The organism is Klebsiella sp. CB_Kp196, assembly GCF_040061575.1.
GTDB classification, from domain to species: Bacteria; Pseudomonadota; Gammaproteobacteria; order Enterobacterales; family Enterobacteriaceae; genus Klebsiella; species Klebsiella michiganensis.
The window spans coordinates 35,975-62,942 of record NZ_JBEAFH010000043.1 but is presented as its reverse complement, the minus strand read 5'-3'; the positions used below and the strand labels follow the sequence as shown (position 1 = coordinate 62,942).

The window sequence follows — 26,968 nt, the reverse complement described above, 5'->3', positions numbered from 1 at the left end:
AAAACCAACCGACATTACTAACTGAAGGTTGTATCTAACTCTGGGGGCAGGTCAAGGCCACCTCGCTAACTTATGATCACTCTCAATGATGCGGTGAAGCTGCTGCAACGCCTCCACAGCAATATCAATAGATGATATAAGGGAGTAAACCTGCATGGCCTTGACATCAATATCTTCCGACAGCTCAGGGAAGTTCATCAGATTGCGAACAGAAACGCTTATCCAATCCATGCACGAACAGATAGGGCTGAACTGGTTTTTACCATTTCTGTTTATGAAGTAGCTGTAAGCAAACTCCCCTTCATTAACCACATCGCGAAAATCAGTTATTAAAGTATCGTCAATAGTTACACCAAAATCTGCCTTGGTCATCTTCATGGAAATCACTTTCAAATCAGCACACTTAGAGGTTGATTGTGACCGTTATCATAGGCAAAAACAATTCAGTAGGTTGACCCGCCCCCCCCATAACTCAAAATTGCTCGATTTAAGTATGCATTCCAACTTCCGCTTCTCGCTCACAGCAGACTATAACGCTTGCACCTACAACCTGCGGAGGTGAACAGTAAAGTGTTCACTGTTCACCGAGTATTCACACGCTAACACCATGAAAATCAATAACAAAAACTCTCAGTGAACAGTGTGAACAGTTTTCACCAAAAAAACTTTTTCTCTAGCCTTTGTAGATACAGAAAAATCATCAGGAGGAAGAGCAATCGACAACTTTAGATAGATAAGAATGCTATGACATTCCATAATTGGTACACGCTTAGGTACACAAATGAAAGTTGAATACATTAAAATCATTTAAATTTAAATGGTTACATGATTCATTCAGACTCCGCCAGCACCAAAATTCTCCATCGGTGATTACCAGAGTCATCCGATGAAGTCCTAAGAGCCCGCACGGTGCAAGCCCTGCGGGCTTTTTTGTGTCTATATCGGTCTGGCGGGAATGACTGAGGACCGCAGCCTTGTGGTGCCTTATTGGGCTCCAGGAGAAAGAGCCAAAAAACGCGGGTCCTAAAATGGTAAAACTCATTAAGAGGCTCATTGCGGCTGAAAGCACAAGCATGAAGCCTTCAGAGCAGACAGCCCGAATATCTGTAATGGGTCAGGCAACGGTTGCCTGCACAATATGAGAAACCGCTGCGACTATTCAGGCAAGGCAATCAACGGCATGGAAAAAGAGCTCTTCCGTCATGATGGCATTCTCTTTTTCGCTCTGATGTTCGCGGCGGATAAACCAGCCCGTTTCCGGCGCCATGCTCAGGTAAAACAGCTGAGTGATTCCAGGAGCATTAACCCGCATTGTCATGCAGCCCGTTTCCACACCTCGACAGAGCTGTTCAGGTACTATGCTGACGTGACGATCGCCGTTCTGTAGCCGGAGTGTGGTGATGTCATAACGGCATATACCGCTGTTCAGGCTATAGCCGATCGTGCTCAGATCATGAATATGCTTTGTTGATAGAATGACCTCAATGCCGGACCCCGCAAACCACTGGCTGATTTGCTGCACCAGCGCATCCATCCGGCGGCGGAATGCCTGAATTTCCGCCTCAGCGGATTTATTGCCGGGCGGTGTGCTATCGGAGTTCTGCTGCACTTTCTTAAAAAAACGTTCTCTGGCCGACACGTTATCGCCCCCGTTAACTTTTAATACGTTGTGAGATATGCGCTGAGCGGCATTCTCTTTTTTTTCATCGCCGCTCCCGCCACCTTATTTTTCGTAAACAGATTAAGCGCACAGCACTGCGGCACGGGCGGGATCGATGGCAATCAGCTCGGCAAGCAGGCGGTCCATAGCAGACTGCAGGCGGTTTTTGTCGGTTTCACTGCGCCCGGCCTTCAGGCGTAGCAGCCTGAGGTGGCGGGCTTTGACTTCGAACAGCAGACCTGTCTCCCATTGTGCCAGCGGAATTCCGGCAGCATCCGCGCCCAGTTCCGCCAGCAGGTGTTGCGCCAGCTCATTTTTGCCGGTCTGCTCGGCAATACGCGCCATCAGCAGGCGCAGCAGCCAGCGGCTGCGCACGCTGGTGATACCCGGGCGGTTCTGCAGCCAGGCCAGCGCCGCCTCCGGGCCGTCGCTGTCGGCAACCGCGAGGGCCTCCGGCTCCAGCAGCAGAATATCGTCATCGCCGGATGCGGTAGCGGCGCTGGCGGCAGTATCATCCCGCCAGCCTGCGGCGTTCTCCAGCACCTGCTGTTGTATCCAGTTCAGCGTGACCTCATCGGCAAACGGCGTGCCGTCGTTAAATGCCAGTCCTTCCAGCCCCGTCAGCCGGGTCAGCAGCCCTTTCAGGTCATTCTGAATAATAGCGGCTTCCGCTTCCCGCCCAGCCTTCAGCAGAGCCTGGTGGATATACCACTGCAGGTCCAGCCACAGATGATTCGCGCCACGAGAAAACATCCCGTCAGCCTGTTCCAGCAGTTCTGTCCAACTCTGCTGGAGATACAACCGCTTCAGCAATGCCCGCTGGTCCGGCTTCGGCGGTTCAATACGGGTTCTGCCTTCTGCTGATAGCGGCGGCAGCTGATATAGCGTGTCGTGGCGGATGCTTTTCATCAGATGGTGAGCGGCCAGCCAACCCTCCGGCTGGTCACCGAGATATTTCGCCAGGATACGCGCCTGCGTCAGCAGTTCCTGGCCGGAGGTGATAGGGCTCAGCGCCGGCGTATAGTTGTTTGCCTGAGAGGGCGAAACATCGCTGACATTCTGCGGCACGACGGCATCCGGCCCGCCCGACTTCAACAGACGGGTCTCGAGGACGCCGCACAGCGCATCGGGGACAGTCCCCTCCTGCGCCTGCTCCATCAGCAATAATGCGCCGCTGATACGCAAGGCATCAGTACTGCCGGCCTCGGGGTACAGCGACAGGCTGTCAAGCATCCGCTGTCCGGCGAGCCAGTCAAATGCGGCCCTTCGGCTGCGCTCCCGCAGCGGGTGCAGCTGCTCGCCAAAACCCTGCATCAGCCCGGCCAGCAGTTCCAGTCCGTCCGCCAGACCGCTTTCGCCATCCCGGTGCAGCCGCGCCCACGCGTAATATGAGGCAACGCGAATATCTTTGGTCACGGTGGTGAGCAGTTTTTCGGCCAACCTACAAATCAGATCGCTATCCGCACCGGTGATCTTGTTCACCTCTTCGCGCATCTGCTGGAAATCATCATCGTAGCCGGGATCGTCCCCCGCGGGTTTATCGGCTGACAGCGGCTGCAGCCAGTTATTCCACAACAGCAGACGTTGTTGCGTTTGTACCGCCAGCGCATCAGCAGCGGCCTGACAGACTGAAATCAGAGTATAAACATTGGCCATCAGTACATCTCCTCTCCGGTCAGCGCCGGGCCGGCTGCCAGCGCCGTTCGGGCCACAGAATCAGCCACCTGCGCGTCCAGCATATTCCCGGTTAATCTATTAAATAACGCACGCCGTTTATTTCGGAGCCAGCGCGCTGATTTCGTCGCGTAATTCCTGCGTTAGCGCCGGGTCTTTCAGGATATTTTCGAACTCTTTTCTGAAAATGCGTGCCCTGGGCACCTCATTCTGGAACGTATCAGCCATAGCGGTCCCTTCCCGTGAGGAATAATGAGTTAAACATAACGGCGTGTGATGACCAGGATATAGTAGAGCAAAGCGCCAAAAAATATCAACCTGCCGGCCCCAAAGTCCATTATAAGACTTTCCTCAGACACCTTAAGGCAAATGTAAAAATGAAACGCATCAGACAAACAAAGCTGGTATGTAATAACAACCTTTTGCTTACAATAAAGGCTGAGTGTATACCTGGCAGAGGAATATGAATTAAATTCATATCTGAATAGACAGAGTTGATTGATGCAAATCAATGTGCAGCGGAAATAAAGATCACTCCTGACACTGAAAAAATCGCGAATAGCGAAGTGTGAAAGAAATTATTTTTTATGGTTTACAGGCTGTAAGCCGCCCAGCTCTGAGTATTAATATGGTTATAATTAATGACTGGCAGATTAATATAAAATTCACAAATAATATCCGGCAGATATCAAGTCAGGATTCATTGGGAAAGCAACAGGGACAGGATCGCAGTTCCGTCTTCATACTCGTTGAGAATGGTAATATGCTGCTTTTCACACCTCGCCCCGTATGACGAAGCGGCGCATTACGCCGGGGATGCCTCGGGCGTCACCGCCTTTGAGTCAAACCTCATGTAGCTGGATTGACTGCTGCCGGAAGCGATCGGTTGAAAGCGCGATGGGCAATATTCTGCCCGCCAGGCGATAGTTGCAGCCATGATGTCCGTCCCGGACATCTGACTGCCCCCCAGGTATGCGGGCGATGGCTTTGCGGATACGCAAGTCGGCGGGGAGCCGCGATTGATCGCTCAGGGAATGAGTTCGAAGGTAATGGAGATTAAGGTATCCGGGTTCAGGTCCGCTGGCGTGCTGCTATACAGCGAGCCGGCCTGTCCATATAGCGTGACCGTTCCCCCTTTTAATCCGGATGATAATACTTTGGCCATTAGCGGATCGATTTGCTTATCGTAAACCATCTTTGAATTCATCGTATTGAGTATCGGCGTACCATCAAGCTTCTTCTCAAGGATATTCATAGACAAAGTCTCATTCGACTTGTACGGCTCCTTTCCTTTTTTATCAACCACAAAATATACGCCATTAGGCAAAATCTCATATTTTTTATTTTTGATTTTTGCCATGATTCTTTTTTCAATATCGACGTACTTAGACGATAGTTGTTCGTTAAGCATGTTAACGATACTTTCTATTTCATTTTCTTTAATTTTAATTTTTTTATTATAAGCGTCGTTAAACCCGGAAACCAACGCTGAAGGCGCCAGCTTGACATTATTGTCGGCCATTTTATTCACATCGGATAGCGCCTGGGTAAGGTAGAAAACGCCGAGCGCATAGGCATTTTTATGACTTTTATCCGCAAGGCTTAAATCACTTTGCTTGATGGCCAGGCTATCGAGCGTAGACTGTAATTTTTTATTTTTATCGTTTAAAGCAGCGACTGAAACATCATATTCTTTCTGCGCGGTTGCGGCGGCGGCGTTCAGCTCGGCGTTCTTTTTGGTCAGCGCATCAAGCGCGGTTTTCTGCTGGCCTTCTCTTTCCGCGCGCTGCTTGTTCAGCATGGCGATCTGCGCCGACAGCGCGCGGGTGGTCTCATCCTGCTTTTTCTGCGCCGCTTCGGCGGCGGCGGCCAGCTCGGCGTTCTTTTTGGTCAGCGCATCAAGCGCGGTTTTCTGCTGACCTTCTCTCTCCACGCGCTGCTTGTTCAGCGCGGCAATCTGCGCCGACAGCGCGCGTGTGGTCTCATCCTGCTTTTTCTGCGCCGCTTCGGCGGCGGCGGCCAGCTCGGCGTTCTTTTTGGTCAGCGCGGCAATCTGCGCCGACAGCGCGCGGGTTGTCTCATCCTGCTTTTTCTGTGCAGATTCGGCAGCGGCGCGCAGTTCCAGATTCTTTCCCGTCAGCGTATCGATCGTCGATTTCTGCAGGTTCTCACTCTGCTCCTTCTGCGTTTTCAGCGCGGCAATCTGCACCGACAGCGTGCGGGTGGTCTCATCCAGTTTTTTCTGCGCCGCTTCGACAGCGGCGGCCAGCTCGGCGTTCTTTTTGCTCAGCGCATCAAGCGCGGAGGTCTGCCCGCTTTCGTTCTGTGCACGCTGTGCTGTCAATGCGGCGATCTGCGCCGTCAGCGAGCGGGTGGTCTCATCCAGTTTTTTCTGCGCCGCTTCGGCAGCGGCGGCCAGCTCGGCGTTCTTTTTGCTCAGCGCGCTCACGGCGGCAGTTTCGCCGCTCTCTTTCTGTACACGCTGTTCACTCTGAGCCTTCAGCGTGGCGATCTGCGCCGACAGTTCGCGCGTCGTTTCAGCGCGCTTTTTCTCCGCCGCTTTGGCGGCAGCGCTCAGCTCCGCATTCTGTTTCCGCAGAGCGTTAATCGTACTCTCTGTTTTATTCTGATGGCTTTTTTTTCTGACGACGTCCTGCTTCTGAGGCGTTTTTTTATCAGGGCTATCGTTATTTTGCTTAGACGAGACCGACTCCCCGCTGGCAGCGCCTGAGGCTGGCGGATTGTTTATTTCGAGTTTCGATATATTATCAAGGAAGTCTCCCGGCTCAGCACGAGCAGGAAACACAACAATAAGGGTAAAAAGAGCAAATACAATCGCAGGACCTCGTAGATTGCATATATTCAGTTTCCCCTTATCGTCCATCATCTGGCCAGCCCATCCTTGAGTTCAGATTTTCTTGCCCGGCTTTCAAACTCTTTAATTAATTTCTGCGAAATGCTATTACACTTATCGTTTATCTTGTATTCAAAAAGCGGTGTAATCGTTGATTTTACGCTGGCGGAGGTTTGGTCTGAAACAGAAGCATAAAACTTAGCGTCATTGATTAAACCATATAGCTCGTTTGAGTCCTGCTGAAACTTTTTATCGAGCTTAACTAAAGCGTCGGCATCCTGGATACACTGCTGTAAAGCAGGAACCTGCGCGGGCTGTTCATTTTGAATGACATCTTTTTTTATGAGTGCGCTCTGCGGTTTTTTACCATTAGTACACCCCTGTAATAAACCTACAGAAATGCACACCAATGCCAATAAGCTATTTCTTATCATCTTCCCATCCATTAGAAAAAAAATACGTCAAAAATATATTTGTCGATTGCAGCAGAAAAAATTTTAACAAACAACGTCAGGCGTTGGATTTAACATTAATTCAGAAAAAACACACAAAAAGGTCATTTTTTAACCAGGTCGGGAATGGGAATTATCCAGGTGCAGGACGATATTTTTATCTAAGCTTTTTCTTAGCCACATATGATTAATGGCACATTACCTTTTATATGCCTGATATTGAGCGGTCTTTTTACAATTCTAATCAGGCATAAGCTGTTACTCATTCAATACGAATCTCATTCGCTCCACTTCGGTCTGGCCACCGTATTCTTCTTGAGTAGATTGCGAAACTCCTTCAGGTAGGGTTCGTTGCTGCGCCCGCGCTTGCATATCGCCGAGAAGGGAGATTGAAAGCCAAACTCATTGGGCAGCAGTACGCGCAGGCGATTCTCCTTAATCCACGGCCAGGCGTAGTGCTCGGGAAGGTAGCCGATGTATTTCCCGGAGAGGATGAGCAGCAGCTGCGCATCGACGGTTTCAACGGTCGCGCTGCCCTTGCTGAACCCGCGCCGCCGCAGATCGCTGGTATTCCAGTAGCTGCGCGTCACCAGCGGACACTGGCTGATCAGCTCTTTATCGAGCTGTCGACTGAAGAACATGGGATGCAGGTCGCTGCAGTAGAGCCAGTGCTGCTCGCGATAGAGCGGTTCGCTGATGATGTTATGCACCCGCGAGTTGTAGCTGCCGATGGCGAGATCGATATGGTTATTCAATACGCCGTTAAGCTGTTCCGCCGGGGTACGGATAATCAGCTTGATATGCACATTAGGAAACTTATCGCTAAAGCTGCGCAGCACGACCGGCAGCGACAGCGCGGTTTCCGTCTCGATGGAATCAAGCGTTGAGATACAAATCGTGCCGCTATGCTCGCCTTTCAGCAGCGCCGACTGGCGCTCCAGTTCATTCAGTTCGCTCAGCACGCGGATCGCCTGCTGTAAAAAATGCTGCCCTTTTTCGGTCAACGCAAAGCCGCCGCGCCCGCGCTGACACAGGCTAAAGCCAAGCTGGCCTTCCAGCTGCGACATCGCATTGCTGATCGCGGAAACGGAAATCCCCAGCTCCTGCTGGGCCCGGCCATAGCTCTCAAGACGGGCCACCGCCTCAAAAACCTGGAGCTGTCGAATGTTAAGCGTCGCGTCGTTAAGCATGGCGTCTTAGTTCACTAATAAATGAACTAAGTATTTGCGGCAGACGATTTAAAGTCCAGCACATCTTTCGCACTATCCCTGCTGTTGAGTTTTGTTTGTCAGATTCAGGAGCTGAAATGGATAACGTCTTTCATCAACCGCAGGGTGGCAACGAGATGCCGCGTTTTGGTGGCCGCGCCACGATGATGCGCCTGCCATTTATCGAAGATTTACAGGGACTTGATGCAGCATTTGTCGGCATCCCGCTGGATATCGGAACCTCACAGCGTTCCGGAACGCGCTACGGACCGCGCTATATTCGTACCGAATCGGTAATGATTCGCCCGTACAACATGGCCACCGGCGCCGCGCCTTTTGATTCACTGTCGGTGGCAGATATCGGTGATGTACCTATCAATACCTACAACCTGCTCAAATCGGTGCAGATTATCGAGGATTACTACACCGGTTTAAATAGTTTTCCGCTTATCCCCCTGACGCTGGGGGGCGATCACACCATTACCCTGCCGATCCTGCGCGCGCTGACCAAAAAGCACGGTCCGGTTGGGCTGATTCACGTCGATGCCCACACCGATACCAACGATGAGATGTTCGGCGAAAAGATTGCCCACGGCACCACCTTCCGCCGCGCCGTCGAAGAGGGGCTGCTGGATCTTAAACGCGTCGTGCAGATTGGCCAGCGCGCGCAGGGCTACGCCGCAGGTGACTTCCAGTGGGGCGTCGATCGCGGTTTTCGTCTGGTTCAGGCCGAGCAGTGCTGGCACAAATCTTTGACCCCGCTAATGGCCGAAGTGCGCCAGCAAATGGGGGCTGGCCCGGTTTATCTCAGCTTCGATATTGATAGCCTCGACCCGATCTGGGCCCCCGGCACCGGAACCCCGGAAGTGGGCGGACTGACATCGATTCAGGCGCTGGAAATCGTGCGCGGCTGCCGCGGCCTGAACCTGATTGGCTGCGACCTGGTCGAGGTCTCGCCCCCCTATGACGTCAGCGGCAACACGTCCCAGCTGGCCGCCAACCTGCTGTATGAAATGCTCTGCGTTCTCCCGGGCGTGAAATATCCATAGAGGAAAAACCATGCAGCTTAACGTCTTTCGCACGCTGTGGGGCGTCACCACCCCGTGGCAGCAAACGGTCAGCGAACTCCGGAGCGTCGGCTGCTGCGGTATTGAAGCGCGGGTTCCGCTGACGCCAGAAGAGCAGCGGACGCTGGCCCAACGCATCGAAGCGTCCGCGCTTGAGTATATCGCCATTGTGTTCAGCGGCGGCGGAGTTATTCCGGCCCAGGCCGAGACGCCCGCGCAGCATCTGGAGCGCTTAAAAGAACGTTTTGCGGCGGCAAAAGCGCTTAATCCGCGCTTCGTCAATCTGCTGGCCGGTAACGACCGCTGGCCGCTGGCGCAGCAGGTGGATTTTCTCGGCAGAGCGCATGAGCTCGCCGCCGAATATGAACTGTTCTGCAGCTTTGAAACCCATCGCGCCACGTCGCTGTATAGCCCGTGGCTGACGCTGGAGATAATTCAACAGCTGCCGCAGCTGCGCTTTACCGCCGATATCAGCCACTGGATCGTGGTAAGCGAACGCCTGCTGGATGACCCCTGCGATGACTTCAGCGCCTTTATCGAACGGGTCCACCATATTCAGGCCCGCGCCGGGTACGACCAGGGGCCGCAGGTGCCGCACCCCGCCGCGCCGGAATATCGGGCGGCCCTGCGGTTTCAGCAGCGCTTCTGGGAACAGATCTGGCAATCGCAGCGCCGGCGCGGCTACCAGTACACCACGCTTACGCCGGAATTTGGCCCCGATGGCTACCTGCATCACCTGCCGTTTACCAACGTTCCGGTCGCCGACCTGTGGTCGCTGAACGCCTGGATGGCCCAGCGTGAACAGCAGCATTTTGTTGAATTCACCTCGCAAACTGAATAAGGAACGGAAGAAATGACCGCTGCAAAAAGTTCGTTTACTGAATTACCGACCATCGATATCAGCGACCTGGCCTGCGACGATCTCGTCCGACGCCAGGCGGTGGCCGACGCCATCGGCCAGGCGGCCCGCGAAGTCGGCTTTTTCTACGTTACCGGCCACGGCATCGCGCCTGAACTGATTGCCGGGATCCGCGCGGCGGCCAAAGAGATTTTCGCCCTGCCGATGGAGCGCAAGATGGCGTACTACATCGGACAGTCGAAAAGCCATAAGGGCTACGTTCCCGAAGGGGAAGAGATTTACGGCTCCGGCAAGCCGGATCACAAAGAGGCGTTTGATATCGGCTTTCAGGCCGCCGACGACCACCCGTTCGTCGTGGCGAAAACGCCGCTGATTGGCGCCAACGAGTGGCCGGACGTGCCGGAATTTCAATCCCGCGTGCTGGCCTACTATGACGCGGTCTTCGCCCTTGGGCATCGCCTGTTTGACGCCTTCGCTCTCGCCCTTGGCCTGCCGGAGGGCTATTTCAGGTCGATGGTTACCTGCCCGCCGTCAAAGCTGCGTCTGATCCACTACCCCTTTGACGCCAGCGCCGAAGATGTTCCCGGTATTGGTGCACACACCGACTATGAATGCTTCACCCTGCTGCTCGCCGACCAGCCGGGTCTTGAAGTGCTGAATGAAGATAGCGACTGGATCGACGCTCCGCCGCTGAAGAACGCGACCGGAGAAGAGGCTTTCGTGATTAATATCGGCGACATGCTGGAAGTCCTGAGCGCTGGCACATTTGTTGCAACCGCACACCGCGTACGCAAGGTGCCGCAGGAACGCTACTCCTTCCCGCTGTTTTTCGCCTGCGACTACCACACGCTGATTCGCCCGCTGCCGGGCTTCCTTGAGGCAGGCGAAGCCAGCGAATATCAAGAACTGAGCATTGGTGAGCATATGTGGAGCCAGGCGTTACAGACCTATCGCTACCTGCGCGAGAAAGTCACCCGAGGCGAGCTCCAGCTCCCCGAACGCGCCCGCGGCACTAACACCTTTGGCCATCTGAAAAAACAAGCACAGCAAAAAACCGTAAATAACCCGTGAGGATAAATGATGAACAAAACGCTAAAAAAACTCTCGCGCCGTGTGGCTTTATCCATCGCCGTCACCGCTTGTTTTTCACCGCTGGCTCAGGCCGCTGAGCTGCTGACCGAGGGCGTCTTTAAAGTCGGGATGGAGGTGACCTATCCGCCTTTTGAATCCTATGACAGCAATAACAATATTGTCGGCATCGACCCGGAGTTCGCGGCGCTGATCGCCGAACAGCTGAAGGCCAAACCGCAGCTTATCGACACGAAATTCACCAGCCTGATCTTAGGTATCGGTAAAAAATACGATGCGGTGATCTCCGGGATGTACGTGACGCCCGAGCGCCAGAAGCAGGCGGACGCCATCCCTTACGCCCTGTCCGGCGCGTCCATTATTGCGCTGAAAAGCAGCGCCATTCAGCCAAAAACGGAAGACGAACTGTGCGGCGTGAAGGTAGGTCTGCAGGCGGGTACCGCCTGGGTTTCCAGCCTGAAAACGCACTCCGACGAGTACTGCCTGAAAAACGGCAAACCGGCCATTAGTATTCAGGAGTTCCCGACCGCGCCGGAAGCCTCCCAGGCCCTGCTGTCGAAAAATATCAACGCCCAGTTAGAAATCGCCCCGGCGGCGCAAATTATCGTCGAGAAAAGCCGCGGCCGCCTGGCCATTAGCTCGAACCGTCTGGTCTATCCGCTGCCGCTGGGAATTTACGTCGCCAAAGGCAACACCGAGCTGGCCGAGGCCATTAAATCAACGTTAGCCACCCTTAAAGCCAACGGCAAATATGACGCCATCATCAAGAAATACAACTTAGAAAGCATCAATTAATACAATAATTAAACGGGAGTCGGTATGGAGTTCGATTGGGGATACTTTTTTTCATTATTTAGCGTTGGGGCATTCTGGCAGGCGTGTGTCACCGTGGTTGTCGTCAGTTCATTGTCCTGGTTTATTGGCCTGATATTAGGTTTTCTTTTAGCCTGCGCGAAGCTCTCCGGCCCGCGCTGGCTGAAGGTTCCCGTCGAACTCTATATTTGGTTTTTCCGCAGCGTACCGCTGATGGTCCTGCTGGTCTTTGTCTATAACCTGCCGCAGCTGTTTCCGGCCACCCAACCGCTGCTCGGCGTTCCGTTTATTGCCGGGCTGGTCTCAATGACGGTGACCGAAGCGGCCTACATGGCCGAAATCCATCGCGGCGGCCTGCTTTCGGTCGCCAGGGGGCAAAGCGAAGCCGGGCATGCCTTAAGCTTTAGCTTTATCGGGATTCAGCGCTTAATTATTATCCCGCAGGCGTTTCGTATTTCCCTGCCCACGCTGATTAACGAATACATCACCATCATCAAGCTCAGCTCGATTCTGTCGGTTATTTCGCTGCCGGAGCTGCTGCTGACCGGCCAGCGCCTGTACGCGCAGAATTTTCTCGTCATGGAGACGCTGCTGGCGGTCGCCATTTACTACGTTATGGTCGTCACGGTGTTTAGCTGGCTGTTCCGGGCGCTGGAAAACCTGCTGGATATTCAGCGTAAGCGCCCGCAAACGCTCAACGAGCATGAATGCGAAACCCTGCGCCTGAACCTGAAGCCGCCGGTACAGACGCAAAAAGCGCAGGCCGCCAGCGGCAACCCGCCGGCGCTGGATCTGCACGCCATCGAAAAATCCTGGGGCCAGCACCACGTACTGAAAGGCATCGACCTGAAAGTGGAAAACGGCGAGGTAATCAGTATCATCGGCCCGTCCGGCTCCGGCAAAACCACCCTGATCCGCACCATTAACGCCCTTGAAAGCATCGACGGCGGCGAGATCATTCTTTACGGCGAGGATTACCTGAAGGGCGCCTCCATTGTTGATAAACAGCAAATGCGCGCGGGCGTACGCCGCATCGGCATGGTGTTCCAGGGCTTCAACCTGTTTCCCCACCGCACGGTGCTGGATAACGTGATGCTCGCCCCGCTCTATCACAAGCTGCTCGACCGCGCCGCCGCCAGAGAGCAGGCGCTGTGGCTGCTGGATCGCGTCGGTCTGCTGGCGCACGCCGAAAAGTACCCGTATCAACTCTCCGGCGGCCAGCAGCAGCGCGTGGCCATCGCCCGCGCCCTGGCGCTGAAACCGGACATCATGCTGTTTGATGAACCCACGTCGGCGCTGGACCCTGAACTGGTTGGCGAAGTGCTGAAGGTCATTCAGTCCCTCGCCCGCGAAGGCATGACGATGATTATCGTGACCCACGAGATGGACTTCGCCTTATCAATTTCTGACCGGGTGGTGATGATGGAAAACGGCGTCGTGCAGAGCGATATGCCGCCGCAGCGCATTCGCAGCGATGCCGCCGATCCGTCCCTCACCCGCATTCGTGAATTTATGGGAGTGCAATAAATGGCAACTGAACGGGAACTACGCCAGCAGCTGGCCGCCGCCTATCGTCTGGCGGCGCTCTTCGGCTGGGAAGACACGCTGTATACCCACTTCTCCGTGCGCCTGCCCGGTGACGGCGAGCCGCGGTTTTTGATTAACCCCTTTGGCATGATGTTTGACGAAGTCACCGCCAGCAACTTAATCGTGGTCGATATGCAGGGTAAGGTCGTCGAGGGCAGCGCCCCGGCAAACTCGGCGGGATTTACCATTCATAGCGCGGTCCATATGGCCCGGGAAGACGCCCACTGCGTGATCCACACCCACACGCTGCCGGGGATGGCCGTTGCCGCCTGCGCAGACGGGCTGCTGCAGCTTAACCAAATCAGCACCGAATTTTATCAACGCGTCGGCTACCATCCTTATGAAGGCGTCGCATTCGATCTCGATGAACGCGTGCGGATCCAGCGCTCGCTCGGCGAGAACATCGCCCTGATCCTGCAAAGCCACGGGCTGCTGTCGGTCGGGCGCACCGTCGCCGATGCGTTTTATATCATGTACTACCTGAACCGCGCCTGCGAGATCCAGATGGCCGCCGCGCAGCTGGCGCCGCTCGGCCCCATCCATACGATACCTGAACCGCTGAGCCGGCACGCCTGTGAGCAGCTGATGGGGGTTGAACATGAACGCCAGCTGGTGTGGCAGGCGTGGCTGCGGCGCCTGGACCGTCTTGATACTTCTTATAAGAGCTAATGCCTATGACTCAGTTCACCATCGTCGTGGATTGTAACGATCCTCAGTACACCCGGGAGATTTGCGCCGCGTTCGCGCTATTCCCGGAAGTGAAAGCGGTTCTGCCCGAGGAGCCCGCCGCCCGCGAGGCGCAATACGCCTGCTGCTGGTTTCCCGACCCGCAGCTGCTGGCGCGCTCGCCTCAGCTGAAGCTGATCCAGGCCGCGTCTGCCGGCGTAGACCATTTGCCCGCCAGCGTTTTCGCCAGCGACGTTCCGCTCTGCCGGGTGGTGGATGAAGATTTTCGTCACGGTATGTTTGAATACGCGCTGTGGGGCGTGCTGTGGTTTCAGCGTCGCTTTGACCGGGCGCTGGCCCACCAGCGCGAGCGCGTCTGGAAGATGTATCCGCAGCGAGCGGCGGCCGATTATCACGTTGGCGTCATGGGCCTCGGCGAAATTGGCGGCTATATCGCCTCGCAGCTGGCCGCGCTGGGGTATCGGGTTTCCGGCTGGGCGCGTAGCGAAAAATCCCTTGCCGGCGTGCGCTGCTATCACGGAGAGGCGCAGGCTGGCGAATTCCTTGGCCAGCTGGATGCGCTGATCAACGTCCTGCCGTTAACCGGGCAGACGCGAGGTATCCTCGCCCATCCTTTACTGCAGCAGCTGCCCGACGGCGCGTCGCTGATTAACTGCGGCCGCGGCGAGCATATGGTGAATCAGGACGTGCTCGAGGCGCTGGATAGCGGCAAGCTGTCCGGCGCGGTGCTGGACGTCTTCCCCGTCGAGCCCCTGCCCCAGGAGGACCCGCTGTGGCAACACCCGCAGGTGGCGATCACGCCGCATATGGCCTCCATCGCGCAGACGGAGGTGATTGCCCGCCAGCTGCTGGACAACATCCGGCGGCAGCAGCAGGCGCTGCCGCTGAAAAACCTGGTGAACAAACGGAGCGGTTATTAACCTTGCGCGTCAACGGCGGGATGTTCGTGGGTTAACCGTTGCTCCGTCTGGTTGATATGATGCTCAATGACCGCCCGGCGCGTATCGTCCGGCGGTAATCGTTTTAGCAGCAACCGCCACGCCGTCAGCGCCTCGCTGAAATGCGCCTGCTCTGATGCACTGAGCGCGTACAGATTAAGCAGGCGGTCGTTAACGCGCTGGCTCTCCATCAGTTGGCGCACCAGCGCATCGCCCCGCGGGTCAGATACCCGCAGCAGCGCCTCCGCATAGCCAAATGCCGCACTATCGTTATCCGGAGCCAGCGCGTAAGCGCGAGCATAGGCCTGAGTCGCCATAGCGGCGTTGTCCAGGACCCTGCCGAGACGCCCGAGCATAAGCCAGTCCTCAATAGAAGCGTCCGGATTTTGCCACAGCGTCGTGCGTAGCCCGAGGGCCAGACGCCGCAGTTCGTCTTCATCAAGCGGCTGCGCCTTTGGATCCTGCACCCGCGCCAACAGAGCCGGCGTCTGAGCCACCGCCTGCTGCCAGCGTTGCACCTGCTGATAGTGGCCGGTCTGGCTATAGCTGACCGCACCTACCGCCAGCGCAAGCACCGCGCCAGGTATAAAAATCCACGGCCCGGCGGATTTATCCTCCGGCGCCCGGCCGTCAGAAAACGTCTCCTGCCCTGGCCTGACGCGGCGGCGGGAGCGGGCCACTATAGCCCAACCGCCCATGGCGATCGCTGCGGCCGGCACGACCCACAGCAGCATCGTCAGCGGGGTTAATGGCGGATCGTAGGTAACGAAGTTGCCGTAGCGCGCCACCATGTAGTCCACAATATCGCTGTCGCTTTTTCCTTCCTGCATAAGCGTAAAAACTTTCTGCCGCAGGTCGGCCGCGATCGCGGAACTGGAATCCGCAATGCTATTGTTCTGGCATTTCGGGCACCGAAGCTGCTCCGTGAGCAGGCGAAACCGCTGTTCCTGCTCCTCGTCCTTAAACGGCATGACATCAATAGCGGCCAGCGCGTTTGCGCAAAGCAGCAGCATCAGCGCGCTCAGTAATAATCTCATGGCGCAGCCTCCCGGCTAAACTTCTCCCACAGCGGCCTGAATTCGCGCTCCCACACCCGATCGTTAAGATCCCCCGCGTGGCGGTAGCGAATGATCCCCTGTCCATCGATCAAAAACGTCTCCGGCGCGCCGTAGACTCCGAGATCCAGCCCGAGCATCCCGTCGCCGTCAAACAGGCTCAGCGCGTAGGGATTGCCCAGCGTGTTCAGCCAGCCAATTGCTTTCTGCCGATCGTCTTTGTAGTTCAGGCCCACCACGCGGATCCCCCGCGCGGAAAGCTGATTCAAATACTGATGCTCTGCGCGACAGGTCGGGCACCAGGTCGCCCAGACGTTAAGCAGCAGCGGTTTGCCCTGGGCCAGCGCATCCGACTGAAAATGCTGCCCGGGATCTTCCAGCGCCTCAAGACGGAAAATCGGTACCGGTTTTCCGATCAGCGCCGACTCCAGGCTATTGGGATCGTCCCCTTCCACATTACGCGCCAGCTGCCACAGCAGCAGCATCGCGATAGCCATAAAAATGACCAGCGGCATCAACAACGTACAGCGCTTCATCTGGCCTCCGCGCCAGGATATCCGCGGCGCGGGCGATAGCGCGGATCGCACAGGCACAACAGCCCGCCCAGCGCCATCAGCACTCCCCCGGCCCAAATCCAGCGTACGAACGGTTTATAATAAAGGCGTACAGCCCAGGCGCCGTTGCCCAGCTCTTCGCCCAGCGCGGCATAGAGATCGCGGGTAAATCCGCCGTCAACCGCCGCTTCGGTCATCATGGCGCTGCTGCTGTGGTAAAAGCGCTTTTCCGCATTCAGTATCGCCTGCGGTTCGCCGCGTCGCATGACGCCAATCACCGCGACGGCGGAGCGATAGTTTGGGCCGATCGCCTCTTTGACCTCACGGAAAGAAAAGCGATATTCATGGACATCGACGCTGTCGCCCACCCGCATGCGCACGTCGCGCTCCACGCTGTAATTTTGACTAAAGGCGATACCCACGAGGGTGACCGCCAGCCCGAGGTGGCCTGCGACCATTCCCCAGTAGCTGAGGGTCATCCTGGCGCCGCGTGAAACCCGCAAAGCGATCTCTACTCCCGCCAGCACAAAGACCCAACAGGCCATCGCCAGCCCGACCACCGTCATGGCGACAATCTTATCGCCCAACCACCACGGCAACAGAAGCGACAGCGCCAGCGTGCTTGCGCAGGCGATAACCAGCAGCCTCCTGAGCTTACGCGGGCGATCGCGCCCCCAGCGCACCAGCGGGCCGATGCCCATCAGGAGCGCAAACGGCGCCATCAGCCAGCTAAACATCGTATTAAAGAACGGCGCGCCAATCGAAATACTGCCGAGACCCAGCTGTTTATGCACCAGCGGCAGCAGCGTACCCAGCAGCACCGTGAGCATAGCGGCCATCAGCAGAACGTTGTTGCCGAGCAGCAGCGACTCGCGCGACCAGAGCGCATTATTTACCCGAGAGCGGACTTTATAGCCACGCATGGCGAACAGCAGTAAAGAGCCGCCAATGACCAGCACCATAAAGGCCAGAATAAACATGCCGCGCGCCGGGTCGGAGGTAAAAGCGTGAACCGAGACCAGCACGCCGGAACGCACCAGAAAGGTCCCCAGCAGACAGAGCGAAAATGCGCAGATAGCGAGCAGAAGCGTCCACGCCTTGAAGCTGGCGCGCTGTTCAGTGACCGCCAGCGAATGCAGCAGCGCGGTGCCGGCCAGCCATGGCATCAGCGACGCGTTTTCCACCGGATCCCAGAACCACCAGCCTCCCCATCCCAGCTCGTAGTAAGCCCACGCGGAGCCCAGCACAATACCGAGCGTCAGGAAGGCCCACGCCGCCAGCGTCCACGGGCGAGAGAAGCGAGCGAAGGTGCTATCCAGCCGCCCGCTCAACAGCGCGGCTATCGCCAGGGCAAAACTCACCGAGAAGCCCACATAGCCCATATACAGCAGCGGCGGATGGAAAATGAGCCCGGGGTCCTGCAACAGCGGGTTCAGGTCGCGCCCTTCAATGGCAAATTCCGGCAGCGTACGGGCAAACGGGTTGGAGGTGAACAGAATAAACAGCAGAAAGCCAACGCTGATCGTTCCCATCACCGCCAGCACCCGGGCGACAATATCAAGCGGCATTCGCCTGCTGCGCAGCGCTACCGCCACTGTCCAGCCGCTCATCAGCAGCACCCATAGCAGCAGCGAACCTTCATGTGCGCCCCAGGCTGCGGCCACGCGGTACCGGATCGGCAGCTGAGTATTGGCGTTACTGGCCACGTAGCTCAACGTAAAATCGTTGGTAATGAAGGCGTTAATCAGCACCATAAAGGCGCCCATAATGAGGATGAACAGCAGAACGGCAAATACCCGGGAAGAGGCCATCATTCGCCTGTCCCCCCGCGCCGCGCCCCACAGCGGATAGACGGAAAGCAGTAGCGCGACGCCAAGCGCCAGGCACAGCAGCCCGTTGCCGACTTCAGGCATCATAAGGATGTGTCCCTGTAGGCGCTATCCGGGCGACGATGGTTGCTCTCCATCGCTTTTTCCACGTCTGGCGGAGTGTAGTTCTCATCGTGTTTGGCGAGCACTTCTTTCGCCTGTATCCGGTTGTGCGCATCAAGCTCGCCCTGAACCACCACGCCCTGCCCTTCGCGGAACAGGTCCGGCAGAATGCCTTCGTAGCTGACGTCCACCGAACCTTCGGCGTCATAGATGCTAAAACTCACCTGCAGCGAATTCGCATCCCGCTTCACGCTGCCGAGCGCGACCATCCCGCCGACGCGCAGACGCTGACCCCGCTCGGGCCGCTGCTGCGTTTCGCGCTTGCCGTAGAGGATTTCGCCAGGCGTATAGAACAGGTCGATACTGGAACGTAGCGCATAGAGCACCAGCGCGGTGGTCAGCGTTAGCCCGGCGATCACCGCGAGGGCGACCCACAGGCGGTTTTTGCGGCGAATATTCATATCGCCTCCCGCGCCGCGCGCCTGCGGGCTTCACGGGCACGCTGCCGGGCGATATCGCGCAGAATGACACGATGCAGGATCGCGCTGTGCGCGACCAGCGCCGCCAGCGGAAAAACGGTCAACGCCACCGCCAGCCAGACGTAAAAGGCATAGCCGCCCATGGCCAGGAAATCACTCCAGCTTGTAAATGCGCTGCTCATCGACGACCTCTTTTTAAAATCAGTTCACTGACCCACGGGCGACGTTTTTCCATGAGCAAAATCAGATTCCGCATGCGCATTAGCGCCAGCGTGATAAACAGCAGCAGGTAGCCGATAATCGCCAGCCGCAGCGGCGCGCGCATCGCCGGAGCGATGCTTTGCTGCATATTCGTTGAGCCCTGATGCAGGGTGTTCCACCACTCAACCGAGTAGTGAACGATCGGTAAATTCACCACGCCAATCAGCACCAGAATAGCCGCCGCGCGCCCGGCCAGACGGCGATCGTCAAAAGCGTGCCACAGCGCTATCGCGCCGACGTAGAGAAACAGCAGCACCAGCTCAGAGGTTAATCTGGCATCCCAAACCCACCAGGTTCCCCACATTGGCTTACCCCACGCGGAACCGGTCACCAGCGCCACAAAAGTAAACACCGCCCCCACGGGCGCCATCGCCGCCAGCGCCAGATTGGCCATTTTCATCTGCCAGACCACGCCGATGAACGCCGCGGCCGCCATCAGGGCATAAATGCCCATAGACCACATTGCCGCCGGAACATGCAGATAGATAATGCGATAGCTCTCGCCCTGCTGATAGTCCGCGGGCGCAAAGCCAAATCCCCAGACCCAGCCTGCGATCAGTACCAGCGCGCTGGCGCCGCCCAGCCACGGAGCGACCCTGCCGCAGAGCTGATAAAACCGCGGCGGATTCGTCAGTTGAATCCCTGTTTTCCTCATATTTCAGTCACCAGAAATAAAGATAAATCCATTGATAAGCCCGGGCCTGGATCCCCGGCGCCGCAAACCTGATAAGCGTCATCCATCAAAAACCGCGCTAGTGCAGACTGACGCGTAGCGCCGCCGCCGTCGCAAAGGGGCTTAACGTTGCGCTGCCCGCCAGCAGCGCGCCCAGTATCGCCATATACCCCGCCACGGGCAGATGCATGGAGGCCGCATCCATCGCGGCGGTAGCAAAAATAAGTAAGGGAATAGTCAGCGGCAGAACCAGAATGCTTAACAGCGCGCCGCCGCGCTTAAGTCCGACGGTGAGCCCCACGCCCGGCGCGCCGAGGAACCCCAGCGTCGGCGTCCCTAATAGCAGGGTCAGCGCCATAATTTTCCAGCCATAGACGTCCATGCCCAGCAGCAGAGCCACCAGCGGCGACAGGATCAGCAGGGGCACACCGGTGACCACCCAGTGAGCCATCACTTTAGCCACGACCACCGCCGGCAGCGGTAAAGGCAGCAGCATCAGCTGTTCAAGGCTGCCGTCCTGTAAGTCGTCGCGAAACAAGCGCTCGAGCGCCAGCAGCGAGGAGAGCAGCGCAGCGACCCAAATAATGCCGGGCGTCAGCCGCGCCAGCAGCTGCGGCTCCGGACCAACGGCAAGCGGAAACAGCGTAATGACAATCAGAAAAAACCACAGCGGATTGGCGATTTCCGCGCGATGGCGAAACGCGACCCGCAGTTCAAGGCAAAAAATCCGCCACATCACGGTTCCGCCCTCTCGCCGCACAGCGCAATGCGTCGAATCCTGTCGGATGCCGCGCTAATTGATTGATGGGCAGTGAAAATGACGATGCCGCCTTGCTCCGTGTGCTGCGCCATGCGCTGAATCAGGCGTTCGACGCCCTCCGTATCGACGGCGGTAAAAGGTTCGTCGAGGATCCACAGGCGGGCGCGGGTCAGCCAGAGGCGCGACAGCGCCACGCGCTGCTGCTGACCGGCGGAGAGCTGGTTAACAGGAATATCGTCGAAGCCGGCAAGCCCGGCCTGCTTAAGGGCCTCCCGGCACTGGGCGATATCATCGTGTTGATGGAGAAAGCGCAGGTTTTCCATGGCGGTCAGCCTGGCTTTGATTCCCGGCTTATGGCCAATCCACAGCAGGTTTTGCTGGTAGCTATCGCGCACGCGATGCAGAGGGCGCCCTTGCCAGTAGATTTCTCCGGCATCAGCGCGGGCCAGCCCGGTAAGCAGGCGCAGGAGAGTGGTTTTCCCCGCACCGTTGCCTCCGGCTATCTGCACCCAATCGCCCGCCGAAACGCTGAATGAAAAATCTTTCAGCAGCGTCCGACCATCGCGTTCGCAGTGCAGTTTAATGGCCCTGAGCCAGCTCCGGGAACTTTCGCTCATCATCCCGTTATTGCCCCGGCTGATACGGCGTATAAACACCGGTCAGGCTATGCAGAAAAGCGACAATATCATCGATATCTTTTTGCGCTAAATCCGTACCGACCTGATAGCGCAGCATCAGTTTTACTGCGCCATCAAGCGTCGGAACATCACCGCGATGAAAATAGGGCGCGGTGAGCGCCACGTTGCGTAGCCCCGGCACTTTTTGGCGTAATTTATCCCGTACCTCTTTCGTCACATTCATTCGGCCAATATCAGCAGCCGTGATTTCACCAAAATTAAAATCACGCTTCAGCCCCAGCGGTTCAAAAGAGCGGCCGCCGAGAATAATACCGCCGTGACAGGTAGCACATTTATTATCTTTAAATAGCTGATAGCCATGTTTTTGTTGCGCGGTCAGCGCGTCTTCATCACCGCGCAGCCAATTATCAAATGGCGCGTCGGGGGTAATTAATGTTTTTTCAAATTCAGCGATAGCGTCAGTGATGCGCTCACCGCTAAAACCTTGCGGATAAACGGCTAAAAAATCCTTTTTCAATACGGGATCTTTATCCAGTTTATTAATAATGTCTCCCCAGGATTTTGATGCCATCTCAATGGGGTTTAACGGCGGGCCACCGGCCTGTTCTTGCAGCGTTGATGCCCGTCCGTCCCAGAATTGCTCAATATTAAAGACGGCGTTAAATACCGTTGGCGCGTTAATTGGCCCAACAGCGCCCCCCACGCCGATAGACGTTTTTCTGCCATCGACCCCGCCCGCGTTTAACGCATGGCAGTGTGCGCAAGAAATGGTGCTATCCCCGGACATTCGCGCGTCGTGATAAAGACGAAAACCCAGCGCAGCTTTCCGCTCATCAACGGGCAGCTTTTTAGGGATCGGCTGGAGAGGTTCATTGCGATGCTTCGCGGCGGTATCAGCGCTGGCATAGTAGCGCTCGCGCTGGTGCTTAATCCAGTTGAGTATCTCAATACGTTCGCTGTCGCTAACGCCGCCGGCCCAGTGCAGCGCGACGTATCGCGTAGGCGGCATCGTTTGATGCTGCATAACCCACTCAATCTTGTTTAATCCACTTTGTGAAACGGGTTTATCGTCAATCAGTGACGTACGCACGGATTGAAGGTTAAAGGATTTGTATCCCAGCTGTACGTCATAATCCATCAGCTGTTTGGCAACGGGAAAAGCGGCGTAAAAGGGCAACTCCGCCGAGGGCGTGTGGCAATAGTCGCAACCTTTTTCATTAAAAAAAGAGAGGACTTTATTATTCTCGGCAACCGCCGAGAGCCGGACGTCGTTTTTTTTAATACGCTGACTGTCGTAATACCAGATATAGCCTGACAACCCTAAATAACATAACACGCCTGCGGTAATGACCGAGGCTGTAATGGTCGCAATTTTCTTCATAAGATCATTCCTTTGAGGCATTGCAGCTGAGATAATGACGTTTTATATTTATAGTTTCACGTAACATCATAGCGGTGACGGCGCCGTGGATATTGATTAACGTCAAAGCCGATGACAGGCAGGGCCTATAGATATAATAACCACACCCTATCATCACTATATTATTCTGCACTGCGCGCGGCGGCTAAAAACCTCACTCCCTTGCTCAATTTTCCATGTATTCATTTTTATTATATAAACGGGTAAAACATTAATGAGAGGATTCACATTAGCGTGTTTCCATTAAGCAGTAAAAAAGAGAGATGAATTTTATCTCACCCTACCAATTCATATTTTAAATTTGCTCTCGCGGCAGAAATAAAAAGCGGAAAAATAATTCCGCCTGCGTTTGAAAAGCTAAGAGGATTAACCCCTTAGCGTTGGGCGTCGGCCTGCCAACAATGCGATCAGCGCAACCGCAACCGGCACCAGCGATCCCCACAGCACGGCATTCCAGCCGAAGAGATTCATCAACGCGCCCGAGGAAAATGAGCCAATCATCATGACGCCGAAGACAATAAAATCATTCAGCGATTGCACCTGAGTTTTCTCTTCCGGCCGGTGGAAATCCATAATCTGTGCCGACGCGCCGGTAAAGCCGAAGTTCCAGCCGATACCCAGCAGGATCAGCGACAGCCAGTAGTGCATCACGTCGATACCGGCGAGGCCAACCATCACCGACAGCAGCAGCAGAACTAAACCGGCCGCGTTAATACGCCGGGCGCCGAAGCGATTAATCAACTTGCCGGTAAAAAATCCGGGACCGTACATGGCGATCACGTGCCACTGAATGCCCAGATTCGACGCCTGCTGGGAGATCCCGTGCATATGCATGGAAAGCGGCGCCGCGGTCATCAGGAAGTTCATCACCATATAGGATATTGCGCCGCTAAAAACCGTCCGGGAAAACCCCGGCTGGCGCACGATTTCGCCCAGCGGACGCCCGCCCGATTTGGCCTGCGCCGCCGGCTCGGGGGTTTTTACTCCCAGCAAGACCAGCGCGGATACCGCCGCCACCAGCCCCTGAGCGATAAAGGTCATCGCAAAGGTGTGCGGCGGCCACAAATTCATGGTCGCAGTCACCAGCATCGGGCCGATGATCCCCGCCGCCACGCCGCCGCCCATAACCAGCGAGAGCGCCCGCGCGCGCCGCTCGCCGCTGACGCCGTCGGTAGCGGCAAAGCGGAATGACACCGCCACCGCCGCATAGGCGCCGCCGAAAAAGGCCGCGAGACAGAACAGCCCGAACGAAGCGATCGCGACCGCCAGCGCCGCCAGCGCTCCCGTCAACACGCCGGCGCCGGTACCGACCATAAAGACCGTTTTGCGCCCACGTCTTCTGGCCAGCGCGCCAAACGGCAAAATACAGGCCGCCATACCCAGCACAAAAATGGTGATGGGCAGCGTAGCCAGCGTCGGCGAGGGCGCGATGGCGTTGCCCACAATCGCCCCGGTGGCGTAAAACACCACCGAGTTTGCCCCTGCGAGCGCCTGCGCCGTCGCCAGGCGAACAATATTTTGGTTTTGCTGTCCGACGGGCAGCGTTATCTCAGCGCTCATGACTCTCTTTATCCTGAATTCGTTTGCGTTATGCCAATACCCTGACTGACATAATGAACGTAATCAGGCATGACGACCAGCCATCACGCCGCCATCAATATCCCAAACCGCGCCGGTCACCCAGCGGGTGCTATCGCTGAGCAGAAACGCCACGGTTTGCGCGATATCATCAGGCGTGCCGACGCGGCCAATGGGATGGAAGCCGTCAAAGCTGTTCATCACATCCTTCACATCCTCTTTAGGGATAAACCCTTCATATATCGGCGTATGCACCACCGCCGGCGATACCGCATTGACCCGAATCCCGCTGCCGCCCAGCTCAATCGCCAGATTTTTGGTCAGCGCATGCAGACCCGCTTTCGCCATGGAGTAGGCTGACGACGGCGTTGCGCCGATGGCCTGCTGCGCCCACATCGAGCCGATATTCACAATCGAACCTTTGATGCCATTAGCCAGCATATTGCGCACCACCTCGCGGGTGATAAAAAACGTCGCGCGGTTGAGATGCATATACCGATCGTAGTCAGCCATTTCATGTTCGATAAACGGCTTCGGGAAGAAAACGCCGGCGGCGTTGACCAGCAGGCTGATATCCTGATGTTCCGCGTTAATAGCGGCCATAACCTGCTGCATACCGCTTTCGCTCATCAGGTCAGCGACGATAACATCCACTTTCCCCGCTGCCGCCAGCGCCTGACGCGCCTGTTCGGCCTTCTGCCGACGATTGCCCACCAGCACCACGCTGCCGCCATTCTCCACCACCCGTTTGGCCGTCGCCAGCCCCATACCGCTGGTCCCGCCAACCACTAACAGCTTTTTCCCCATAAACACCGTATTCATCATTCACCTCTTCACGCTTGATTTGTGTAGCCTAAGCATGCCTTTCCTGCAGCGCGCTGACGAATGAGAAGAAATAGCCCAACGACAAAGAAAATCTATCTTGATGACCTATACTGAGACGCAAATTCACTGAGGGATATTCACCATGCGTTCGCTTAACCGACTGAAATGGCTTCACGCATTTGAAGCCACCGCCCGCCACGGCAGCTTTACCGGCGCGGCGCGCGAGCTGGGCGTGACGCCCGCCGCCGTCGGGCAGCTGGTCAGGGCGCTGGAAGAGTGGGTCGGCCATCCGCTGCTGCACCGTACCCGTAGCGGTAAAGAGCGTCTCACCCTGGTGAGCGAGGCGCAGGCGGCGCTGCAGGATATTACTCAGGGGCTGGATAAGCTGGAGAGCGGACTGAATAAGCTTCGCGGCCGCCGGGCGCGTTCCGTGGTGGTGATTACCGCCTCGCAGGTGCTGATGATGAACTGGCTGATGGAGCGCTTAAACCGCTTCTCTGAAGTCCATGATAATATCGACCTGCGTCTCAACGTTACGGAAAAGCTGATGGACGTGGCCCACGGCGAAGCGGATTTGGCGGTACGCTGCGGTCGCGGCGACTGGCCCGGGGTCAATAAAACCTGGCTGATGGATGAAGAAGCGGTGCTGGTGTGCAGCCCGCTAATCGTCCCGGCAGACAAAACCGCCTGCGGCGAGTGGCTGGCGGCGCAAAAGCTGATTCATGATGATACGCCCTATCCCGGCGCCAGCTTTCCATCATGGGCGGAAGTGCTGGAGGCCACTCAGGCGCCAACGGCGCGCGATAGCGGGTTGCATATTAACTCAACGTCGGCGGTCATCCTGGCCGCGCTCAGCGGGCGCGGCGTCGCTATTGTTCGCCGGGCGCTGGTACAACAGCTCCTCGCCACCGGCCAGCTCGTTCAGCTACACCCGGCCCGCCGCTGGCCGCTCACCTGGTCCTACTATATTGTGACGCCCCAGCATGCGGTCATGCGCCCGGAAGTGAAGGTGTTTTATGACTGGCTGCTTCACGATGTGCTGGCGGAAAACCCGATACGCTGAATATCTTCCGCCACACCCGCATAGAAAACCTTTATTGCTTTATGGTTTTAGCTGGTCATGAATGCGCCACTTCTGTTTCAGCACGTTTTTGTCCTGGCTGGCCAGCCACTGGTTAACCTTGTCCAGCAGCTGCGGGTTATCTTTATTCATCATATAGACTTTGAAGCTGGCGGTACCCGGGAACGGCTGCTCATTGGCCACGCAAAACACGCCCGGTTCATTGCTCTGGTAATAGACGCCCTCAATCAGGTCGGTCACCATCATATCCGCCGTTTTCTGCCGCAGCGCTTCAAGGTTATCGATATTGTTTTTCACCCGAATAATCTGCGCCTGCTTGATATGTTCATCGACAAAGCTTTGGTTGGTGCCGCCCGGATTCACCACCACCTTCACGTTTGGCTGGTCGATTTTTTCCAGGCTACCGAGCGCCGGCGCCGCCGCGCAGTTAGCCAGCGCAATCTTGCCGTTCGGCACCACCGGCTGGCTTAACGCGAAATCTTTCGCCCGCGCTGCGGTTTCCGTCACCCCGCCCATGGCGATATCAAACTTATCGGCCTTCAGGTCGGCGGAGAGCGTGGGCCAGCTGGTCGTCACAAAGCTCACCTTTAGCCCAAGCCGCTTGCCGAGATCTTTCGCCATATCAACATCGTAGCCCACCAGCTCCCCGGCTTTATTATGAAACGCCAGCGGCGCGTAATCCCCCGGGACGCCGACTTTCAGTTCGCCGCTTTGTTGAATGCTGTTCATGTCGCGCGCCTGGGCGCCAAAGGCGACGGCAGCGATGACGAAAACAAGACCTGACTTCAACTTCATCGTTATATCCTTGTTCAAATGTGAACCGTT

Annotated in this window: 25 protein-coding genes and 3 pseudogenes; 9 read left to right on the top strand and 19 right to left on the bottom strand. The window is 56.5% G+C overall.

Annotated elements, in window-relative coordinates; all coding sequences use genetic code 11:
• Positions 1–54 precede the first annotated feature (54 nt).
• From ABLU87_RS13115 to ABLU87_RS13100, 4 genes and pseudogenes are all read right to left on the bottom strand, one after another.
• Positions 55–378, bottom strand: a pseudogene (locus ABLU87_RS13115) (hypothetical protein); the annotation flags it as partial.
• A gap of 781 nt (positions 379–1,159) precedes the next feature.
• Entirely contained in the window at positions 1,160–1,639 is a 480-nt protein-coding gene (locus ABLU87_RS13110) for a hypothetical protein (RefSeq protein WP_048260554.1), read from the bottom strand.
• A gap of 102 nt (positions 1,640–1,741) precedes the next feature.
• Complete coding sequence (tssA, locus tag ABLU87_RS13105; protein WP_064375314.1) at positions 1,742–3,316, bottom strand: type VI secretion system protein TssA; 1,575 nt, start codon at positions 3,314–3,316, stop codon at positions 1,742–1,744.
• Between the two features lie 117 nt (positions 3,317–3,433).
• Positions 3,434–3,520 (bottom strand): annotated as a pseudogene (locus ABLU87_RS13100) (type VI secretion system contractile sheath small subunit); the annotation flags it as partial.
• Between the two features lie 590 nt (positions 3,521–4,110).
• Here ABLU87_RS13100 and ABLU87_RS13095 point away from each other — a divergent pair.
• Positions 4,111–4,191 (top strand): annotated as a pseudogene (locus ABLU87_RS13095) (MurR/RpiR family transcriptional regulator); the annotation flags it as partial.
• A gap of 170 nt (positions 4,192–4,361) precedes the next feature.
• Here the strand turns inward: ABLU87_RS13095 and ABLU87_RS13090 are convergent.
• From ABLU87_RS13090 to ABLU87_RS13080, 3 genes are all read right to left on the bottom strand, one after another.
• Positions 4,362–6,221, bottom strand: a complete 1,860-nt coding sequence (locus ABLU87_RS13090) for a cell envelope biogenesis protein TolA (protein WP_122117143.1) — start codon at positions 6,219–6,221, stop codon at positions 4,362–4,364.
• Positions 6,218–6,622, bottom strand: coding sequence for a hypothetical protein (locus tag ABLU87_RS13085; protein ID WP_014839258.1), 405 nt, complete (start codon positions 6,620–6,622; stop codon positions 6,218–6,220). Before ABLU87_RS13085 ends, ABLU87_RS13090 begins: the two co-directional genes overlap by 4 nt.
• A 296-nt stretch (positions 6,623–6,918) precedes the next feature.
• Positions 6,919–7,830: a LysR family transcriptional regulator gene (locus ABLU87_RS13080; RefSeq protein WP_004135102.1), complete on the bottom strand. Its 912-nt coding sequence runs from the start codon at positions 7,828–7,830 to the stop codon at positions 6,919–6,921.
• Positions 7,831–7,946: 116 nt separating this feature from the next.
• On the opposite strand from ABLU87_RS13080, the gene speB reads away from it, so the two are divergent.
• The 7 genes from speB to ABLU87_RS13045 are packed head-to-tail and all read left to right on the top strand — an operon-like array spanning position 7,947 to position 14,870.
• On the top strand, positions 7,947–8,897 hold the full coding sequence (speB, locus tag ABLU87_RS13075; protein WP_014226466.1) for an agmatinase: 951 nt from the start codon (positions 7,947–7,949) through the stop codon (positions 8,895–8,897).
• 10 nt (positions 8,898–8,907) lie between these two features.
• Positions 8,908–9,756 carry a TIM barrel protein gene (locus tag ABLU87_RS13070; protein ID WP_025107317.1) on the top strand — a complete coding sequence of 283 codons (849 nt, stop codon included), beginning with the start codon at positions 8,908–8,910 and terminating at the stop codon, positions 9,754–9,756.
• Between the two features lie 12 nt (positions 9,757–9,768).
• Complete coding sequence (locus tag ABLU87_RS13065; protein WP_009652534.1) at positions 9,769–10,845, top strand: 2-oxoglutarate and iron-dependent oxygenase domain-containing protein; 1,077 nt, start codon at positions 9,769–9,771, stop codon at positions 10,843–10,845.
• 9 nt (positions 10,846–10,854) lie between these two features.
• Entirely contained in the window at positions 10,855–11,658 is an 804-nt protein-coding gene (locus ABLU87_RS13060) for an ABC transporter substrate-binding protein (protein ID WP_009652546.1), read from the top strand.
• 24 nt (positions 11,659–11,682) lie between these two features.
• Positions 11,683–13,203, top strand: coding sequence for an amino acid ABC transporter permease/ATP-binding protein (locus ABLU87_RS13055; RefSeq protein ID WP_122117144.1), 1,521 nt, complete (start codon positions 11,683–11,685; stop codon positions 13,201–13,203).
• Positions 13,204–13,932 carry a class II aldolase/adducin family protein gene (locus ABLU87_RS13050; RefSeq protein ID WP_004853394.1) on the top strand — a complete coding sequence of 243 codons (729 nt, stop codon included), beginning with the start codon at positions 13,204–13,206 and terminating at the stop codon, positions 13,930–13,932.
• 5 nt (positions 13,933–13,937) lie between these two features.
• On the top strand, positions 13,938–14,870 hold the full coding sequence (locus tag ABLU87_RS13045) for a glyoxylate/hydroxypyruvate reductase A (RefSeq protein ID WP_122117151.1): 933 nt from the start codon (positions 13,938–13,940) through the stop codon (positions 14,868–14,870).
• Here the strand turns inward: ABLU87_RS13045 and ABLU87_RS13040 are convergent.
• From ABLU87_RS13040 to ABLU87_RS12990, 11 genes are all read right to left on the bottom strand, one after another.
• Complete coding sequence (locus ABLU87_RS13040; protein WP_048260127.1) at positions 14,867–15,925, bottom strand: cytochrome c-type biogenesis protein CcmH; 1,059 nt, start codon at positions 15,923–15,925, stop codon at positions 14,867–14,869. The two genes, ABLU87_RS13045 and ABLU87_RS13040, sit on opposite strands and share 4 nt — an antisense overlap.
• On the bottom strand, positions 15,922–16,479 hold the full coding sequence (gene dsbE / locus ABLU87_RS13035) for a thiol:disulfide interchange protein DsbE (RefSeq protein ID WP_049103452.1): 558 nt from the start codon (positions 16,477–16,479) through the stop codon (positions 15,922–15,924). The genes ABLU87_RS13040 and dsbE overlap by 4 nt, the downstream gene beginning before the upstream one ends.
• Positions 16,476–18,413 carry a heme lyase CcmF/NrfE family subunit gene (locus tag ABLU87_RS13030; RefSeq protein ID WP_014226474.1) on the bottom strand — a complete coding sequence of 646 codons (1,938 nt, stop codon included), beginning with the start codon at positions 18,411–18,413 and terminating at the stop codon, positions 16,476–16,478. Before ABLU87_RS13030 ends, dsbE begins: the two co-directional genes overlap by 4 nt.
• Positions 18,410–18,889, bottom strand: a complete 480-nt coding sequence (gene ccmE / locus ABLU87_RS13025) for a cytochrome c maturation protein CcmE (RefSeq protein WP_122117146.1) — start codon at positions 18,887–18,889, stop codon at positions 18,410–18,412. The genes ABLU87_RS13030 and ccmE overlap by 4 nt, the downstream gene beginning before the upstream one ends.
• Entirely contained in the window at positions 18,886–19,089 is a 204-nt protein-coding gene (gene ccmD / locus ABLU87_RS13020; RefSeq protein ID WP_049103455.1) for a heme exporter protein CcmD, read from the bottom strand. The genes ccmE and ccmD overlap by 4 nt, the downstream gene beginning before the upstream one ends.
• On the bottom strand, positions 19,086–19,823 hold the full coding sequence (locus ABLU87_RS13015) for a heme ABC transporter permease (protein WP_049083626.1): 738 nt from the start codon (positions 19,821–19,823) through the stop codon (positions 19,086–19,088). The genes ccmD and ABLU87_RS13015 overlap by 4 nt, the downstream gene beginning before the upstream one ends.
• 97 nt (positions 19,824–19,920) lie before the next feature.
• Positions 19,921–20,577: a heme exporter protein CcmB gene (gene ccmB / locus ABLU87_RS13010; protein WP_086074038.1), complete on the bottom strand. Its 657-nt coding sequence runs from the start codon at positions 20,575–20,577 to the stop codon at positions 19,921–19,923.
• Complete coding sequence (gene ccmA / locus ABLU87_RS13005) at positions 20,577–21,218, bottom strand: cytochrome c biogenesis heme-transporting ATPase CcmA (protein WP_122117152.1); 642 nt, start codon at positions 21,216–21,218, stop codon at positions 20,577–20,579. Before ccmA ends, ccmB begins: the two co-directional genes overlap by 1 nt.
• Before the next feature lie 7 nt (positions 21,219–21,225).
• Positions 21,226–22,620 (bottom strand): cytochrome c peroxidase, encoded by a 1,395-nt coding sequence (locus tag ABLU87_RS13000; protein WP_057173722.1) that lies wholly within the window; start codon positions 22,618–22,620, stop codon positions 21,226–21,228.
• Positions 22,621–23,025: 405 nt separating this feature from the next.
• Positions 23,026–24,219, bottom strand: a complete 1,194-nt coding sequence (locus ABLU87_RS12995) for an MFS transporter (RefSeq protein ID WP_014839275.1) — start codon at positions 24,217–24,219, stop codon at positions 23,026–23,028.
• Positions 24,220–24,282: 63 nt separating this feature from the next.
• A complete protein-coding gene (locus tag ABLU87_RS12990; protein WP_064358799.1) occupies positions 24,283–25,059 on the bottom strand; it encodes an SDR family oxidoreductase in 777 nt (258 codons plus the stop codon).
• Between the two features lie 145 nt (positions 25,060–25,204).
• On the opposite strand from ABLU87_RS12990, the gene ABLU87_RS12985 reads away from it, so the two are divergent.
• The gene (locus ABLU87_RS12985) at positions 25,205–26,125 is read left to right on the top strand and encodes a LysR substrate-binding domain-containing protein (RefSeq protein ID WP_048260140.1); all 921 of its coding nucleotides are present in this window, start codon (positions 25,205–25,207) and stop codon (positions 26,123–26,125) included.
• 39 nt (positions 26,126–26,164) lie between these two features.
• Here ABLU87_RS12985 and ABLU87_RS12980 read toward each other — a convergent pair whose 3' ends face one another.
• Entirely contained in the window at positions 26,165–26,938 is a 774-nt protein-coding gene (locus ABLU87_RS12980; RefSeq protein WP_004853415.1) for a transporter substrate-binding domain-containing protein, read from the bottom strand.
• Positions 26,939–26,968 lie beyond the last annotated feature (30 nt).

Coding starts and splice junctions, on each gene's coding strand:
- ABLU87_RS13040 (WP_048260127.1), bottom strand. CDS start 15,925: ATGAGATTATTACTGAGCGCGCTGATGCTGCTGCTTTGCGCAAACGCG.
- ABLU87_RS12985 (WP_048260140.1), top strand. CDS start 25,205: ATGCGTTCGCTTAACCGACTGAAATGGCTTCACGCATTTGAAGCCACC.
- ccmD (WP_049103455.1), bottom strand. CDS start 19,089: ATGAGCAGCGCATTTACAAGCTGGAGTGATTTCCTGGCCATGGGCGGC.
- ABLU87_RS13065 (WP_009652534.1), top strand. CDS start 9,769: ATGACCGCTGCAAAAAGTTCGTTTACTGAATTACCGACCATCGATATC.
- ABLU87_RS12990 (WP_064358799.1), bottom strand. CDS start 25,059: ATGAATACGGTGTTTATGGGGAAAAAGCTGTTAGTGGTTGGCGGGACC.
- ABLU87_RS12980 (WP_004853415.1), bottom strand. CDS start 26,938: ATGAAGTTGAAGTCAGGTCTTGTTTTCGTCATCGCTGCCGTCGCCTTT.
- speB (WP_014226466.1), top strand. CDS start 7,947: ATGGATAACGTCTTTCATCAACCGCAGGGTGGCAACGAGATGCCGCGT.
- ABLU87_RS12995 (WP_014839275.1), bottom strand. CDS start 24,219: ATGAGCGCTGAGATAACGCTGCCCGTCGGACAGCAAAACCAAAATATT.
- dsbE (WP_049103452.1), bottom strand. CDS start 16,479: ATGAAGCGCTGTACGTTGTTGATGCCGCTGGTCATTTTTATGGCTATC.
- ABLU87_RS13050 (WP_004853394.1), top strand. CDS start 13,204: ATGGCAACTGAACGGGAACTACGCCAGCAGCTGGCCGCCGCCTATCGT.
- ABLU87_RS13055 (WP_122117144.1), top strand. CDS start 11,683: ATGGAGTTCGATTGGGGATACTTTTTTTCATTATTTAGCGTTGGGGCA.
- ABLU87_RS13015 (WP_049083626.1), bottom strand. CDS start 19,823: ATGAGGAAAACAGGGATTCAACTGACGAATCCGCCGCGGTTTTATCAG.
- ABLU87_RS13060 (WP_009652546.1), top strand. CDS start 10,855: ATGAACAAAACGCTAAAAAAACTCTCGCGCCGTGTGGCTTTATCCATC.
- ABLU87_RS13070 (WP_025107317.1), top strand. CDS start 8,908: ATGCAGCTTAACGTCTTTCGCACGCTGTGGGGCGTCACCACCCCGTGG.
- ccmB (WP_086074038.1), bottom strand. CDS start 20,577: ATGTGGCGGATTTTTTGCCTTGAACTGCGGGTCGCGTTTCGCCATCGC.
- ccmA (WP_122117152.1), bottom strand. CDS start 21,218: ATGAGCGAAAGTTCCCGGAGCTGGCTCAGGGCCATTAAACTGCACTGC.
- ccmE (WP_122117146.1), bottom strand. CDS start 18,889: ATGAATATTCGCCGCAAAAACCGCCTGTGGGTCGCCCTCGCGGTGATC.
- ABLU87_RS13080 (WP_004135102.1), bottom strand. CDS start 7,830: ATGCTTAACGACGCGACGCTTAACATTCGACAGCTCCAGGTTTTTGAG.
- ABLU87_RS13085 (WP_014839258.1), bottom strand. CDS start 6,622: ATGATAAGAAATAGCTTATTGGCATTGGTGTGCATTTCTGTAGGTTTA.
- tssA (WP_064375314.1), bottom strand. CDS start 3,316: ATGGCCAATGTTTATACTCTGATTTCAGTCTGTCAGGCCGCTGCTGAT.
- ABLU87_RS13030 (WP_014226474.1), bottom strand. CDS start 18,413: ATGATGCCTGAAGTCGGCAACGGGCTGCTGTGCCTGGCGCTTGGCGTC.
- ABLU87_RS13045 (WP_122117151.1), top strand. CDS start 13,938: ATGACTCAGTTCACCATCGTCGTGGATTGTAACGATCCTCAGTACACC.
- ABLU87_RS13000 (WP_057173722.1), bottom strand. CDS start 22,620: ATGAAGAAAATTGCGACCATTACAGCCTCGGTCATTACCGCAGGCGTG.
- ABLU87_RS13090 (WP_122117143.1), bottom strand. CDS start 6,221: ATGATGGACGATAAGGGGAAACTGAATATATGCAATCTACGAGGTCCT.